This is a genomic window from Pseudomonas sp. PLB05 (assembly GCF_021106615.1).
Classification (GTDB): Bacteria; Pseudomonadota; Gammaproteobacteria; order Pseudomonadales; family Pseudomonadaceae; genus Chryseomonas; species Chryseomonas benzopyrenica.
Window position 1 is genome coordinate 982048 of sequence record NZ_JAJOHO010000002.1, and the last position, 13412, is coordinate 995459.

The following is a 13412-nucleotide window of genomic DNA, read 5'->3' on the forward strand; positions in this document are numbered from 1 at the left end:
TATAATGCCTGGACGGTAGATTATGACGACTGTCATAGCAAGGAGAATGAATGACCGAGCAGTCGACGGTGCGGGAACGGGTGGTGGTGGCCGCGTCGGCCATGCTGGCGCAGCACGGTCTCAATGCCACCAGCATCCGCGAGACCATCAAGCGCGCCGAGGCGCCGCTGGGGTCCACCTATCATCACTTTCCCGGCGGCAAGCATCAGCTGGTGGTGGAGGCGGTGGAGCTGGCCGGTGCCCAGGTCAGTCGCGATCTGGAGCGGCAGCTGCAGGCCGGGGCCCTGGCGGGGATCCAGGGTTTCCTACGGCTCTGGCGTGACATCCTGCTGGACTCGGATTTTCGCGTCGGCTGCCCGGTGATGGCGGTGGCGGTGGAAGAGCCGGTGGACGAGATCGCCCAGCGCGAGCTGGACGCGGCGGCGGGCATCTATCGCCGTTGGGAGGCGCGCTTGCAGGTGGCGCTGGTCGAGCATGGGCATTCGGCCGAGGCGGCGACGGGGCTGGCCACCTTGCTGGTGGCGGCGGTGCAGGGGGTGATTCCGCTGTGTCGTGCGCAGCGCAGCATCGAACCCTTCGACCGGGTCGCCGAACGTCTGGTGGCGCTGATCTAGCGGGAACGTAGCCGGGGCCGGCGGACTCCACCGAGGGCACTTCTTTTATCGGAGTACCTCATGAATCCCGAACCCGCGGACGACAAGCAGACCCCTCACGACTACGACGAATACGGCGATGTGCCGGATTCGGCGAACACCACCACCACCGAAGAGCGCGAGGACCTGGACGACAGCCCCTTGAGTCCCAAGCGGTAGCGGACTGGTGTTTGGCGCGTGGACAAGGCTGCGCCGTTGTCCACGCTACGAGGCGCCACGATGCCGGCCCCTCGTTGGGCTTCGCTGCGCTCAGCACCAACCTACTTTTAGTCTTGCGTAGGGTGGAAAACCGCATGGCGTTTTCCACGCGTTGCTGCTCTCGGCTAGCGCCAAACCTGACCGCTATCCACTGAGCCGCCCCCTCTCCCTCTGGGAGAGGGTTGGGGTGAGGGCAGCCGCCCTCTGTTGGGCTTCGCTACGCTCAGCGCCAACCTACCTCCACGTCTTCACGTCAGCGCCCGGTCCAGATGCAGGTAGCCGCCGTCGACGCTCAGCCACTGGCCGGTGGTGTGACTGGACCGTGACGAGAGTAGGAAGGCCACGGTATCGGCGATTTCTTCCGGGGTGGTCATGCGCCGGCCAAGGGGGATGCGCGCGGTGATGGCGGCGAGCTTGGCCGTCGGATCGGGGAAGCCCTGCAGCCAGCGCTCATAGAGTGGCGTCATCACCTCGGCGGGGAGCACCGCGTTGACGCGGATGCCGTCGTCCAGCAGCGAGGCGGCCCATTCGCGGGTCAGGGCCAGTACCCCGCCCTTGGCCGCGGTGTAGCCGCTGGTGTCGCCCTGCCCGGAGAGGGCGGTCTTGGACGCGATGTTGACGATGGCGCCGGTACTGGCGCGCAGCGCCGACAGGCAGAGGTGCGCCAAGTGGTAGTAGTGCACCAGGTTGCGTTCCAAGGAAGCAACGAAGGCGGCGCGACCGGCAGCCAGGCTCACGCCATCGTTCACCCCGGCATTGTTGACCAGTCCATCGATACGGCCGTAGGCCTCCTGCACGGCGGCCACGGTCCGCTCGCAGGCGGCTTCGTCGCACAGCTCCACGGTGAAGGCCCGGGCCTTTGGCTGCTCTTTGGCCAGGCGTGCGGCAAAGTCGCCCTCCAGCGGCTCGCGGGCGAGGATCACCGGGATGGCGCCCTCGGCGGCCAGGGCCAGGGAGATGGCAGCGCCGATGCCGGAGCCACCGCCGGTGACCAGGATCACCTTGTCGGTCAGCTGCAGGTTCATGCCACCTTCTCCCGTGGCTGGGTGCCCAGGCCATAGAGGCGGGCCGCGTTGCTGCCAAAGACCGCCGCGCGCTCATTGGTCGTGAGGTCCATCAGGGCCTGTTCGGCCAGGTCGACCACTTCGGCGTAACTGGCGGCCAGGGTGCAGACCGGCCAATCGGAGCCGAACAGCAGCCGATCCGGCCCGAAGGCTTCCAGGGCGATGCGCGCATAGGGCAGCAACTGCTCTGCCTGCCAGCCGTGCCAGTCGGCCTCGGTGACCAACCCGGAGAGCTTGCAATGGACGTGGGGCAGCCGGGCCAGGGGTGCCAGCAGCCGGGCGCAGTCGGCGGGGGCGACCCGTCCCGGCGGCTTGCCCAGGTGGTCCAACACCAGCACGCCGTGGTCGTGACGCGCAGCGAAGGCGGTGGCGGCGGGCAGCGTCTCGGCATGGATCAGCAGTTCGTAGAGATAGCCATGGCGTTGCAGGGCGGCGACGCCCTGGTTGGCGGCGACATCGGCCAGCCAGGCGCCGGGATCGGCCTCGTCCTGCACCGGATGGCGAAAGCCGCGCAGGTGGCGACTGCCCTGGCGGCGCTCCAGGCGCGCCACCAGGTCGGCGGCGCGCAGATCGGTCCAGCCGACCACCGCCTGCACCCAGGGCGTCTGGGCAGCCAGGTCGAGCAGAAAATCCGTCTCCTCTTCCTGAGTGCGCGCCTGAACGGCGACGCAGCCGTCGAAGCCGGCGCGCTGCAGGTGCGGCTGCAGATCGGCCGGCAGGTGGTCGCGTTGCAGCCCTGGCATGCGCCCGTCGATCCAGCCGAATTCGGCCGGGCGGTAGCGCCAGAAATGCTGGTGGGCATCCAGGCGCAGGCTCATGACGGCTGCTCCCCGGCGTGGCGATAACGCGCGCGGGAGGCCGCCTTGATGGCGATGGAGAAACCCGGCGCCTGGGGTGCCAGGTAGGCCGCGCCGCGCACCCGGCAAGGGTTCTCGAAGTGTTCGTGGAGGTGGTCGACGTATTCCACCACCCGGCCCTTGTGGGTGCCGGCGATGCACAGGTAGTCGATCATCGCCAGGTGCTGCACGTATTCGCACAGGCCCACGCCGCCGGCATGGGGGCAGACCGGCAGGTCATACTTGGCGGCCATCAGCTGCACCGCCAGCACCTCGTTGAGGCCGCCCAGGCGGCAGGCGTCGAGCTGCACCACGTCCAGGCCGCCGCGCATGATGAATTGCTTGAAGAGGATGCGGTTCTGGCACATCTCGCCGGTGGCCACCTTGACCGGCGCTACCGCCTCGCGGATGGCGCGATGGCCTTCCACGTCATCGGGGCTGGTGGGCTCCTCGATGAACCAGGGCTTGGCGAAGGCCAGTTCGCGCACCCACTCGATGGCCTCGCCGACTTCCCATACCTGGTTGGCGTCGATCATCAGCTGGCGCTCGGGGCCGATCACCTCGCGGGCGATGCGCACCCGGCGGATGTCGTCGGCGAGGTCGCGACCGACCTTGAGCTTGATGTGGGAAAAGCCGGCGTCTATGGCCTCCTGGCAGAGGCGGCGCAGCTTGTCGTCGGGATAGCCGAGCCAGCCGGCCGAGGTGGTGTAGCAGGGATAGCCCTCGGCTTCGAGGCGCTGTAGGCGCTCGGCCTTGCCCTCGGCGCGCTGGCGCAGCAGCTCAAGGGCCTTCTCGGGGGTGATGCAGTCGGTGAGATAGCGGAAGTCGATGCAGCGCACCAGCTCCTCGGGACTCATGTCCGCCACCAGGCGCCAGACCGGCTTGCCCACGGCGCGCGCCCAGAGGTCCCAGGCGGCGTTGACCACCGCGCCGGTGGCCAGGTGGATGGCGCCCTTGTCCGGGCCGATCCAGCGCAGTTGGCTGTCGCCGGTGATATGGCGCCAGAAGCGGCCCGGATCTTCCTGGATCCATTCCAGGGTCAGGCCGCGCACCCGTGGTTCCAGGGCGCGCAGGGCGGCGCAGCAGATCTCGTTGCCGCGGCCGATGGTGAAGGTGAGGCCGTGGCCTTCCAAACCCGGCTGGTCGGTCTGCAGGATGACGTAGGCGGCGGAGTAGTCCGGATCGGGGTTCATGGCATCGGAGCCATCCAGCGCCTGGCTGGTGGGGAAACGGATGTCTTCGATCTGCAGGCCGGTAATTGTTGTTGGCATGGCGCTGTCCTCGAGGGTTTTCGCGGGATGAGCGAACCCGGCCCCGTGCCCGCTGGATGAAAGCGGGCACGGGGGTTTGCTGGAAAAAGGGTGGAGGGGAGGGGCTTAGTCTGCGGCGACGGTGCGCTGGTGCTGCTCGCCCAGGCCCTGGATGCCCAGGCGCATTTCCTGGCCGGGCTTGAGGTACACCGACTGCGGCTTGACGCCCATGCCTACGCCCGGCGGGGTGCCGGTGGAGATGACGTCACCCGGTTGCAGGCTCATGCAGCGGCTGAGGTAGGCAATGATCTGGGCCACCGTGAAGATCATGGTGCGGGTGTTGCCGTTCTGGTAGCGGTGGCCGTCCACCTCCAGCCAGAGGTCGAGGTTCTGCGGGTCGGCCACTTCGTCGGCGGTAACCAGCCAGGGGCCGAGCGGGCCAAAGGTGTCGAAGCCCTTGCCCTTGTCCCAGGTACCGCCGCGCTCGATCTGCCACTCGCGCTCGGAGACGTCGTTGACCACGCAATAGCCGGCCACGTGATCCAGGGCATTGGCCTCGTCGATGTAGCGTCCGGCCTTGCCGATCACCACGCCCAGCTCCACTTCCCAGTCGGTCTTGGTCGAGTCGCGGGGGATCTGCACCGCGTCGTTGGGACCGCAGATGGCGCTGGTCCACTTGTTGAACACCACCGGCTCCTTGGGCACGTCCAGGCCGGATTCGGCGGCGTGGTCGGCGTAGTTGAGGCCGATGCAGATGAACTTGCCGACCCGACCGACGCAGGGGCCCAGGCGCGGTGAGCCGTCCACCAGCGGCAGACTGTTCGGGTCCAGCTGGCGCAAGCGGGCCAGGGAATCGGCGCCGAGCACCTCGCCGGCAAGATCGGCCACCTGGCCGGAGAGGTCGCGAAGCCGGCCCTGGGCATCCAGCAGACCGGGTTTTTCCTGGCCCTGGGGGCCGTAGCGCAAGAGTTTCATCGGAGCTCCTATGAGGGGCGAAAGGGTACAGACGAAAAGCGGCGTCAGACGCTCCAGCCACCATCGATCACCTGGGCGGTCCCGGTGACGAAGGCGGCGGCGTCGGAGGCAAGATACAGGGCGAGGGCGGCGATCTCTTCCGGGCGGCCCACGCGACCCATCGGCTGGCGGGCGGCGAAGGCGGCCTGCACCTCGGCTTCGCTGCGGCCTTCACGGGCGGCCTGGTCGGCGATGCGCTGGTGCAGCGAGGGGGAATCCACGGTGCCGGGGCAGATGGCGTTGCAGCGGATGCCCTGGCCGACATAGTCGGCGGCCACCGACTTGGTCAGGCCGATCACCGCCGCCTTGCTGGCGCCATAGGCGCAACGATTGGCCACGCCCTTGAGGCTGGAGGCGATCGAAGCCATGTTGATGATGCAGCCGCCGCCCTGGGCCAGCATGCCGGGCAGCACGGCGCGGATCATCCGGTACATGGCGGTGGCGTTGAGTTCGAAGGAGAAGCGCCAGGCTTCTTCGTCGCAATCGAGGATGCTGCCGGCATGGACGTAGCCGGCGCAGTTGAACAAGACGTCGAAGCTGCCCAGCTCGGCGACCAGGGCCGAGACGGCAGCGGCATCGGTGACGTCGAGCACCCGGGTCTGTAGCCCCTCCAGGCTGTCCAGGGCGGCGGCATTGATGTCAGTGGCGATGACTTCGGCACCGGCGCGATGGAAGGCGAGGGCGGTGGCCCGACCGATCCCCTGGCCGGCGGCGGTGACCAGAACGCGTTTGCCTGCATGACTCATGCGAGAGACCTCTTGGCTGTTTATTGTTGTGAGTCGCCTGACCGCCAGCGGTCAATGGTCAGGCCATTGGTCCTATTGTTTAGACCCTGCTAGGCTCTCAGGCAAGGTTTTTTCGCGGCAAACTGCGCGACCTGCATGAGACGAGACCGCCATGCCCCTTCAGGTAATTGAAAAACCGCGGCTTTACCGGCAGATCGCCGACCAGTTGCGCGCCCTTATCGACGGCGGCGAATACCCGCCGGGCAGTTGCCTGCCTGCTGAGCGCGAATTGGCCAAGCAGCTAGGGGTGAGTCGCGCCTCGGTGCGCGAGGCGCTGATCGCTCTGGAGGTGATCGGCCTGGTGGACGTACGCGTCGGCGACGGCGTGCGGGTCTGCGCCCCCAGTGCTCCGCCGCCACCGGACACCCCGGTGCTGGAGCTGGCCGGGCGCGGCCAATGGGCGGAGATGGATCCGGAGCTGAGCCTGGCGCTGGATCTGGACGCCGAGATCCCGCCCTTCGCCCTGTTGCAGGCACGCAGCCTGGTGGAACCGGAAGCTGCCGCCCTGGCCGCCCGGCACGCCAGCGACAGTGATCTGGCCGGTATCCGCGCCGCCTATGTTCGCAACGTCGAGGACAATCGCCTGGGCTCCACTACCCATCCGGGTGACCGGCTGTTCCATATCCGCATCGCCCAGGCCAGCGGCAACCCGGCCTATGCCCTGCTGCTTCGCCATCTGCTCGGCCATCGCTACGGCAGCATGTTCCAGCTCCTGCAGCGCCGCTACACCCCGGAAGACATGCCTGACCGCTCCCAGCAGGAGCACCTCGCCATCCTCGAAGCCCTGGAAGCCCACGACCCCGGCGCCGCCCGCCAGGCCATGGCCGCGCACCTTGACGCGGTGACCCGAATTTTCGGGCGACCAGCGGTGGAATGAGGGACTGCCCTTTCCTTCGGGGTGAGGGCGGACGCCCCTGTTGGGCTTCGCTGCGCTCAGCGCCAACCTACGGGTGACCGGTGATTCGTTCGCGGCACCACCCTCCGCGCGAAACCGCCCCCTCTCCCTCGGGGAGAGGGCTGGGGTGAGGGCAAGCCCCGCGTCGATGCCGTAGGGTGGAAAACCGCGCAGCGTTTTCCACGCGAATCCCGCGCGCAACGCCCCTCTGTACGGCCCCTTAGCCACCTGGCTGTGGCTGTTCCTAGCGCCTGCCGACCGCGGACAATCGGCTCTTTGCCCCCGGAGCCCACCGCCATGTCCCTCGTCTTTCATCAGGTTGATGTCTTCGCCCAGCGCCCCCTGGAGGGCAATGCCCTGGCGGTGGTCTGCGGTGCCAATGCACTCTCAACCGAACAGATGGCCGCCCTGGCGCGCTGGACCAATCTGTCGGAGACCACCTTTCTCCTCGAACCTACAGATCCAGCCGCGGACTACCGGGTGCGTATCTTCACCCCGGTCCGCGAGCTGCCCTTCGCGGGCCATCCGACCCTGGGCAGCTGTCATGTCTGGTTGCGCGAGGGCGGCCAGCCGCGCGGCATCGAGGTGATCCAGGAGTGCGGCTCCGGCCTGGTGCCCATCCGCGCCGCCGGGGACGAGCTGGCCTTCGCCGCGCCGCCACTGCTGCGTGGCGGGTCGGTGGCGCCCGAGGTGCTGGCGTGCATCGCCCGTGGCACCGGCCTTTCGCCCGAGCGCTTCCAGGCCAGCCAATGGGCCGACAATGGCCCCGGCTGGGTCGCCGTGCTCTTGGAAAGTCGCGAGGAGCTGCTGGCGATCCGCCCGGACTACGCGGCGCTGGAAGGCCTCAATGTCGGCCTGATCGCACCCTGGACGGGCAGCGCTGCCGAGGCGCAGTTCGAGGTACGTGCCCTGATGGGCGAGGAGTTCGCCGAAGACCCGGTCACCGGCAGCCTCAACGCCAGTCTGGCGCAGTGGCTGATCCCGGCGGGCCTGGCCCCGGAGCGCTACCTGGCCAGCCAGGGCACGGCCATGGGTCGCCGTGGTCGGGTGCGGGTTGCCCGCATCGCCGACCGCATCTGGGTGGGCGGCGCGGTGCAGGATTGCATCCGCGGCACCCTTACCCTCTAACCGCGGATCAGAGCCCGACCAAGCGCCCCTTGAAGCCGGCGGCGCCGAAGTAACGGGTGTCGCCGAGTTCTGGGTCTTGAGTTCGGTGACCAGGCCGCCCGCCGCCGGTGCGGAACGCTGCACCTGGTGGCGGGCCTTGCCCCGCTTGTCGCCCTCCAGACTCTCGCCGAGCACCCGACCGACCAGTTGCCCCTTGGCCGGGATCTCCAGGGGCAGCAGGTGGCCAGGGCTCTCTACGGAAGCGAAGACAGCAGATATATAACAAGAGACTGCTGAATCTTCATGATGATAGCCCCATGGCAGGGAGCGGCATCCTTTGTGCAGCGTTCCGGCCTCTTCCCAAGGAGCAACCCATGGCCCACGCCTTCGAGAGTACCGACGCCACTGCCCATCAGCTTGATCTGAATACCCCAGCCATCCGCCAGGCGCGCATCGATCTTGCCGCCTGCTTTCGCATGGCCGCCCGCCTGGGGCTGGGCGAGGGCATCTGCAATCACTTTTCCTTCGTGGTGCCGGGCCACGACGAGCTCTTCCTGGTCAATCCCTATGGGCTGGCCTTCGCCGAGGTGACCGCCTCCTCGCTGCTGATCTGCGACTTCGACGGCGGCGTGGTCATGGGCGAAGGCGCGCCCGAAGCCACCGCCTTCCATATCCACGCCCAGCTGCATCGGCTCAATCCGGGCGCGCGGGCGGCTTTCCATACCCATATGCCCCACGCCACGGCGCTCTGCCTGCTGGAAGGCGACCCCTTCGTCTGGGCCGGGCAGACCGCGCTGAAGTTCTATGACCGCCTGAGCGTGGACGAGGACTACAACGGCCTGGCGCTGGACGCGGCCGAAGGCGAGCGCATCGCCCGGGCGGCGGGTGACGCGGCGGTGGTCATGCTGAAGAATCACGGACCCCTGGTGCTGGGACCGAGCATCGCCGAGGCCTGGGACGATCTCTACTACCTGGAGCGCGCCGCCGAGGTGCAACTCAAGGCCATGGCCAGCGGCCGACCACTCAAACCGGTGGCGCCAGCCATCGCCCACGCCGCCTGCCAGCAGATGCTGCAGGGCAATGCCGACAGCGCGCGCCTGCACCTGGACAGCGTGAAGCGTCAGCTCATGCGGTTGGAGCCGGATTATCGGGACTGAGCGGGGCGGTCAGCCGCCGCGGAGGCGGCGCTGGGGCAAGGCCTGAGGCTGAGGGGTGGATAGCTCCAGCGCGGCGGCTGCGACAACGGGCAGCTGGGCATCCAGCTGCTCAACCAGGCGCTCGCGCAACTGGCGCTTGATCGTGCGGCTCAGGTCGAGCTGTCCATGATGATCCAGGGTCAGAAAGCCCTGCCGGAGCATCTCGATGGACAGGGACGGGGCCTCCGCGCCGAGGGGGCAGACATCGAAGGCGAGCGACGAGGCGGTGGCTGACGGCATCCTGGTGATCATGGCTGTCCCTCCTGGACGAGAGCCTCATGATGCCAGGGCCGGCGAATGTCGCTGCAGTGGCAAAGCGCGGACCCGTGGACTGTTGCGCATTTTGTCGGCGCGAAAAAAAGCCCGGGATCCTCCCGGGCTGAAAGCGCAGATGTCAGCTTCTACGATGCCTTTCGGCACGAGGTAGAGCTTGCCACCGCCCGGCTTATGGCTGGCTTAACGTGATTAGCGAATCAACGAGGCCAGCAGGGCCATGCAGGCGATCAGGGTAAAGATCAGCAGCAGGTGAACCAGAGAGCGCTTGTCCATAGGCTTCTCGACAACAGAGGGCACTGAAAGAAGTGATGGCGAATGGTAGCAAAAAGCCATTATTCGTAATCGCTCAGGCTGGGTTCAGCGTTCGTCGAGCAGTAACTGGATGCGTCGCTTCAGCGTATCCAGGGTGAAGGGCTTGGTCAGCACCCGCATGCCCGCCTCGAGATCCCCGGCACCTATGACATTGGCCTCGGCATAGCCGGTGATGAACAGCACCGGCAGCTGCGGCTGCAGGCCGCGCAAGGCATCGGCCAGTTGGCGACCGTTGAGCGCGCCAGGCAGGCCGACGTCGGTGACCAGCAGATCCAGATGGTGGTCGGGCGGGAGCAGCGCCAGGGCGGTGACGGCATCGGCCGCTTCCAGCACCCAGTAGCCCTGGGCGGTCATGGCGTCCACCAGCAGGGTACGGATGGTCGGTTCGTCGTCGACCACCAGGATGGTCTCGCCCTGGCCGGGCAGGTTGGGTTCGGGCTCGGGATGGACCGGGGGGCTGATCACCGGCGCCAAGCCATGGCGCGGCAGATAGAGGTGTACCCAGGTGCCCGCGCCGGGGGCGGAGTCGATGCGGATCTCGCCCCCCGATTGCAGCACGAAACCATGCACCATGGAGAGCCCCAGCCCGGTGCCCTGGCCGAGGGGCTTGGTGGTAAAGAAGGGATCGAACACCCGGGCGAGGACCTCGTCGCTCATGCCGCTGCCGGTATCGCCCACGCTCAGGCGCACGAAGTCGCCCGGCGGCAGCGCCTGGTGCTCGGCCTGGGCTTCGTCGAGACACTCATTGCCCAGGACGATGCGGATGCGACCGCCGTCCGGCATGGCGTCGCGGGCATTGAGGCAGAGGTTGAGCAGGGCGTTTTCCAACTGGGAGGCGTCGATGTGGGTCAGCCACAGCTGGGGATCGGCTTCGCGCTCCAGGGCGATTTGCGGGCCGATGCTGCGCTGGATGAGGTCTTCCAGACCGATCACCAGTCGTTCCAGCGCCACCGGTTGCGGATCCAGGGTCTGGCGCCGGGAAAAGGCCAGCAGCCGGTGGGTCAGGGCGGCGGCGCGCTGGGCGGCGCTGCGGGCGGTGCCGGTGTAGCGATCAAGTTCCTGCAACCGGCCCTGGCGCAGACGCAGGTCGAGCATCTCCAACGAGCCGAGGACGCCGGTCAGCAGGTTGTTGAAGTCATGGGCGATGCCCCCGGTGAGCTGGCCGACGGCCTCCATCTTCTGCGACTGGCGCAGGGCCTCTTCCATGACCTGGATGCGCTGTTGTTCTTCAAGGCGCTCGGTCACGTCGTAGGCGAATTGATAGGCACCGATGGAGCGTCCTTCGGCATCGTGCAGCGGGCTGAATTGCAGTTCGTAATGGCGCCGGCCCGGCCCTTCGCCCAGCGAGATGATCTCGCTGAAGGTCTCGCCGGCAAAGGCGCGGCGCCAGTGGGCGAGGATGCCGTCGCGCAATTCGGGCCGCTGCCTGAGGCTTTCGCTGAAGGAATCGCCGATGCGCGGCCGGACCCCGATCTCCTGCTCGAAGACATCGGCGCCGGAGCCGTTGATCGCCAGCCAGCGGAAATCGAAATCCAGCACCTGGATCAGGGCGGCGGCGCCATCCACCACGTTGGCCAGGATGCGATTGGCCGCCAGGGCGGCCTGTACCCGTTCTTCGAGGGTCTCGTTGAGTTGCCGCAGAGCCGCTTCGGCCCGCTTGCGCGGGGTGATGTCCTGGAACAGCACCGCGACCTGCCGGCGACTGGCCGGCTCGATGCGAAAGGCGGTGACGTCCAGATAGCGGCCGGTGGCCACCAACTCCTGCTCGAAGCGGATGGCTTCGCCGGTCCGCAGCACATGGCCGTAGCGATCGAGCCAGGCCTGGGCCTCGTCGCCGACCATGTCGCGCAGCCTCTGGCCGACCACGTCGGGGATGCCGGCATGGGCGGTATAGGCCGGGTTGGCCTCGACATGGACATAGTCGCTCAGCGGTCCATGGGGGCCATCGATGAATTCGATGACGCAGAAGCCCTCGTCCATGGCATTGAACAGGAACTGGTAGCGCTCGCTGGCCAAGGTGGCGGCGCCTTCCCGGGGCGCCGCGCACGCGTCCAGCTGCTGACGCAGGTGACGATTGCTCTGCTCCAGCTCGGCGAGGCGCGCCAGCAGGGAGGGGGTATCGGCGAAGGACACGGCAGGCTCGGCAGAAAAGATGAGGCGACGGCTTCGCTTCAAGGATGGGGCATTAGACGTCCGCGGGCGCGAAAGTGCCAGGCGCGTCACAGATCCTTCGCCCCTGTATTTCTCGCCTGCCCGCGCCCATTCGAGGCGCAAAGAGGGCGGGCTCGGGCAGGGCGCCTACCCTCAGACGAGCTGGCTGACCACTCTGCTTTGGGTGGATTGACACCTTTGAAAGTCACTCATACGATGTCATATGAATATCTGGTAACAGCTTTCCAACGACCCCGGTTCACCCCGGTCAATAACAACAAGTCAGGAAGCCCATTCAATGACTATCCAGGTCACTCCCGAGACGGAGTCCGCCCTGCGGCCGCAGGACACGCCCGTCGCCGCTACCTCGCAAACCTCCCGTTTCACCCGCTATCGCTGGCTGATCTGCGCCCTGCTGTTCGTCGCCATCGGCATCAACTATATCGACCGCCAGATGATCGGCATCCTCAAGCCCACGCTGCAGGCGGACCTGGGCTGGACGGAGACCGACTACGCCAAGATCGTGTTCTGGTTCCAGTGTGCCTATGCCATCGGCTTCCTGACCTTTGGCCGCATCATCGACAAGGTCGGGGTGCGCATCGGCTACGCCCTGGCCTTCACCATCTGGACCATCGCCAGCATCGGCCACGGCATTGCCCACACCGTCACCCACTTCGTGCTGGTGCGCTTCACCCTCGGCTTCGGCGAGTCCGGCAGCTTTCCGGCCAGCCTCAAGGCGGTCTCGGAATGGTTTCCGCAAAAGGAACGCGCCCAGGCCACCGGATTGTTCAATGCCGGCACCGCCATGGGGCCTATCATCACACCTTTGCTGGTGCCGGCCATCACCCTGGCCTGGGGCTGGCGTGCGGCCTTTATCTCCATCGGCCTGGTCACCGCCCTGTGGCTGATCGCCTGGCTGCTGATCTATCGCCGTCCCCATGAGCACCCCAAGGTGAGTCGCGAAGAGCTGGCCTACATCCAGGCCGACGACGGCTCCCCGGTATCGGCCAAGCCCGCCGTCGAGACCAAGATATCCTGGTTCAAGCTGCTGACCTTCCGTGAGACCTGGGCCTATGCCGCCGGCAAGTTCCTCACCGATCCGATCTGGTGGCTGTACCTGTTCTGGCTGCCGGACTTCCTCGGCAAGACCTATGGCCTGAATCTGAAATCCTTTGGTCCGCCGCTGATCGCCATCTACATCCTCGCCGATATCGGCTCGGTGATGGGCGGCTGGGGCTCCTCCAAGCAGATGAAGCTCGGTCGCAGCGCCAACCTGGCGCGCAAGACCACCATGCTGCTCTGCGCCCTGGCGGTCATCCCCATCGTCACTGCCCAATTCGTCTCCAGCCTGTGGCTGGTGGTGGGCATCATCGGCCTCGCCGCCGCGGCCCACCAGGCCTGGTCGGCCAACCTGATGACCCTGCCGTCGGATCTCTTCCCCAAGGAAGCCGTGGCCTCGGTGATCGGCATCGGCGGTACCGCCGGTGCCATCGGCGGCATGCTGATGACCACCTACAACGGCTACATCCTGGAGATCTTCAAGTCCTACCAGCCGATCTTCATCGTGGCCGGCAGCGCCTACCTGGTGGCCATCGTGGTCATCCATGTGCTCACGCCGCGCCTCAAGCCGGTGCCGCTGGAGCGCATCTCGGTAGACTGATCGTTAGCGTCCGAG

The 13412-nt window shown here is 67.1% G+C and carries 13 protein-coding genes; 6 read left to right on the top strand and 7 right to left on the bottom strand.

Annotated features, from left to right (window positions below; translation table 11 throughout):
- Nucleotides 1–50: 50 nt before the first annotated feature.
- Both LRS53_RS23630 and LRS53_RS11195 read left to right on the top strand, forming a co-directional pair.
- On the top strand, nt 51–614 hold the full coding sequence (locus tag LRS53_RS23630; protein WP_269216689.1) for a TetR/AcrR family transcriptional regulator: 564 nt from the start codon (nt 51–53) through the stop codon (nt 612–614).
- 60 nt (nt 615–674) lie between these two features.
- Nucleotides 675–812, top strand: a complete 138-nt coding sequence (locus LRS53_RS11195; RefSeq protein ID WP_169742428.1) for a hypothetical protein — start codon at nt 675–677, stop codon at nt 810–812.
- 287 nt (nt 813–1099) lie between these two features.
- Here LRS53_RS11195 and LRS53_RS11200 read toward each other — a convergent pair whose 3' ends face one another.
- From LRS53_RS11200 to LRS53_RS11220, 5 genes are all read right to left on the bottom strand, one after another.
- The gene (locus LRS53_RS11200) at nt 1100–1876 is read right to left on the bottom strand and encodes an SDR family oxidoreductase (protein WP_231355924.1); all 777 of its coding nucleotides are present in this window, start codon (nt 1874–1876) and stop codon (nt 1100–1102) included.
- Complete coding sequence (locus LRS53_RS11205; protein WP_231355925.1) at nt 1873–2733, bottom strand: amidohydrolase family protein; 861 nt, start codon at nt 2731–2733, stop codon at nt 1873–1875. Before LRS53_RS11205 ends, LRS53_RS11200 begins: the two co-directional genes overlap by 4 nt.
- A complete protein-coding gene (locus LRS53_RS11210; RefSeq protein ID WP_231355926.1) occupies nt 2730–4022 on the bottom strand; it encodes an L-fuconate dehydratase in 1293 nt (430 codons plus the stop codon). Before LRS53_RS11210 ends, LRS53_RS11205 begins: the two co-directional genes overlap by 4 nt.
- A 105-nt stretch (nt 4023–4127) precedes the next feature.
- Nucleotides 4128–4976 carry an ureidoglycolate lyase gene (locus LRS53_RS11215; protein WP_231355927.1) on the bottom strand — a complete coding sequence of 283 codons (849 nt, stop codon included), beginning with the start codon at nt 4974–4976 and terminating at the stop codon, nt 4128–4130.
- A gap of 44 nt (nt 4977–5020) precedes the next feature.
- On the bottom strand, nt 5021–5761 hold the full coding sequence (locus LRS53_RS11220; RefSeq protein WP_231355928.1) for an SDR family oxidoreductase: 741 nt from the start codon (nt 5759–5761) through the stop codon (nt 5021–5023).
- 151 nt (nt 5762–5912) lie between these two features.
- On the opposite strand from LRS53_RS11220, the gene LRS53_RS11225 reads away from it, so the two are divergent.
- The 3 genes from LRS53_RS11225 to LRS53_RS11235 all read left to right on the top strand — a co-directional run bounded on the left by LRS53_RS11225 (nt 5913) and on the right by LRS53_RS11235 (nt 8959).
- Entirely contained in the window at nt 5913–6677 is a 765-nt protein-coding gene (locus tag LRS53_RS11225; RefSeq protein ID WP_231355929.1) for a FadR/GntR family transcriptional regulator, read from the top strand.
- Between the two features lie 315 nt (nt 6678–6992).
- A complete protein-coding gene (locus LRS53_RS11230) occupies nt 6993–7823 on the top strand; it encodes a PhzF family phenazine biosynthesis protein (protein WP_231355930.1) in 831 nt (276 codons plus the stop codon).
- Between the two features lie 353 nt (nt 7824–8176).
- Nucleotides 8177–8959 carry an aldolase gene (locus LRS53_RS11235; RefSeq protein ID WP_231355931.1) on the top strand — a complete coding sequence of 261 codons (783 nt, stop codon included), beginning with the start codon at nt 8177–8179 and terminating at the stop codon, nt 8957–8959.
- A gap of 9 nt (nt 8960–8968) precedes the next feature.
- Here LRS53_RS11235 and LRS53_RS11240 read toward each other — a convergent pair whose 3' ends face one another.
- The gene (locus tag LRS53_RS11240) at nt 8969–9250 is read right to left on the bottom strand and encodes a hypothetical protein (protein WP_231355932.1); all 282 of its coding nucleotides are present in this window, start codon (nt 9248–9250) and stop codon (nt 8969–8971) included.
- A gap of 381 nt (nt 9251–9631) precedes the next feature.
- Nucleotides 9632–11719, bottom strand: coding sequence for a hybrid sensor histidine kinase/response regulator (locus LRS53_RS11245; RefSeq protein ID WP_231355933.1), 2088 nt, complete (start codon nt 11717–11719; stop codon nt 9632–9634).
- Between the two features lie 316 nt (nt 11720–12035).
- On the opposite strand from LRS53_RS11245, the gene LRS53_RS11250 reads away from it, so the two are divergent.
- Nucleotides 12036–13397, top strand: coding sequence for an MFS transporter (locus LRS53_RS11250; protein ID WP_017638693.1), 1362 nt, complete (start codon nt 12036–12038; stop codon nt 13395–13397).
- Nucleotides 13398–13412: the final 15 nt, after the last annotated feature.

What these genes read in the sequence shown, in the direction of transcription:
- LRS53_RS11200 (WP_231355924.1), bottom strand. Translation starts at nt 1,876, where the DNA reads ATGAACCTGCAGCTGACCGACAAGGTGATCCTGGTCACCGGCGGTGGC.
- LRS53_RS11250 (WP_017638693.1), top strand. Translation starts at nt 12,036, where the DNA reads ATGACTATCCAGGTCACTCCCGAGACGGAGTCCGCCCTGCGGCCGCAG.
- LRS53_RS11230 (WP_231355930.1), top strand. Translation starts at nt 6,993, where the DNA reads ATGTCCCTCGTCTTTCATCAGGTTGATGTCTTCGCCCAGCGCCCCCTG.
- LRS53_RS11205 (WP_231355925.1), bottom strand. Translation starts at nt 2,733, where the DNA reads ATGAGCCTGCGCCTGGATGCCCACCAGCATTTCTGGCGCTACCGCCCG.
- LRS53_RS23630 (WP_269216689.1), top strand. Translation starts at nt 51, where the DNA reads ATGACCGAGCAGTCGACGGTGCGGGAACGGGTGGTGGTGGCCGCGTCG.
- LRS53_RS11225 (WP_231355929.1), top strand. Translation starts at nt 5,913, where the DNA reads ATGCCCCTTCAGGTAATTGAAAAACCGCGGCTTTACCGGCAGATCGCC.
- LRS53_RS11195 (WP_169742428.1), top strand. Translation starts at nt 675, where the DNA reads ATGAATCCCGAACCCGCGGACGACAAGCAGACCCCTCACGACTACGAC.
- LRS53_RS11240 (WP_231355932.1), bottom strand. Translation starts at nt 9,250, where the DNA reads ATGATCACCAGGATGCCGTCAGCCACCGCCTCGTCGCTCGCCTTCGAT.
- LRS53_RS11220 (WP_231355928.1), bottom strand. Translation starts at nt 5,761, where the DNA reads ATGAGTCATGCAGGCAAACGCGTTCTGGTCACCGCCGCCGGCCAGGGG.
- LRS53_RS11235 (WP_231355931.1), top strand. Translation starts at nt 8,177, where the DNA reads ATGGCCCACGCCTTCGAGAGTACCGACGCCACTGCCCATCAGCTTGAT.
- LRS53_RS11215 (WP_231355927.1), bottom strand. Translation starts at nt 4,976, where the DNA reads ATGAAACTCTTGCGCTACGGCCCCCAGGGCCAGGAAAAACCCGGTCTG.
- LRS53_RS11210 (WP_231355926.1), bottom strand. Translation starts at nt 4,022, where the DNA reads ATGCCAACAACAATTACCGGCCTGCAGATCGAAGACATCCGTTTCCCC.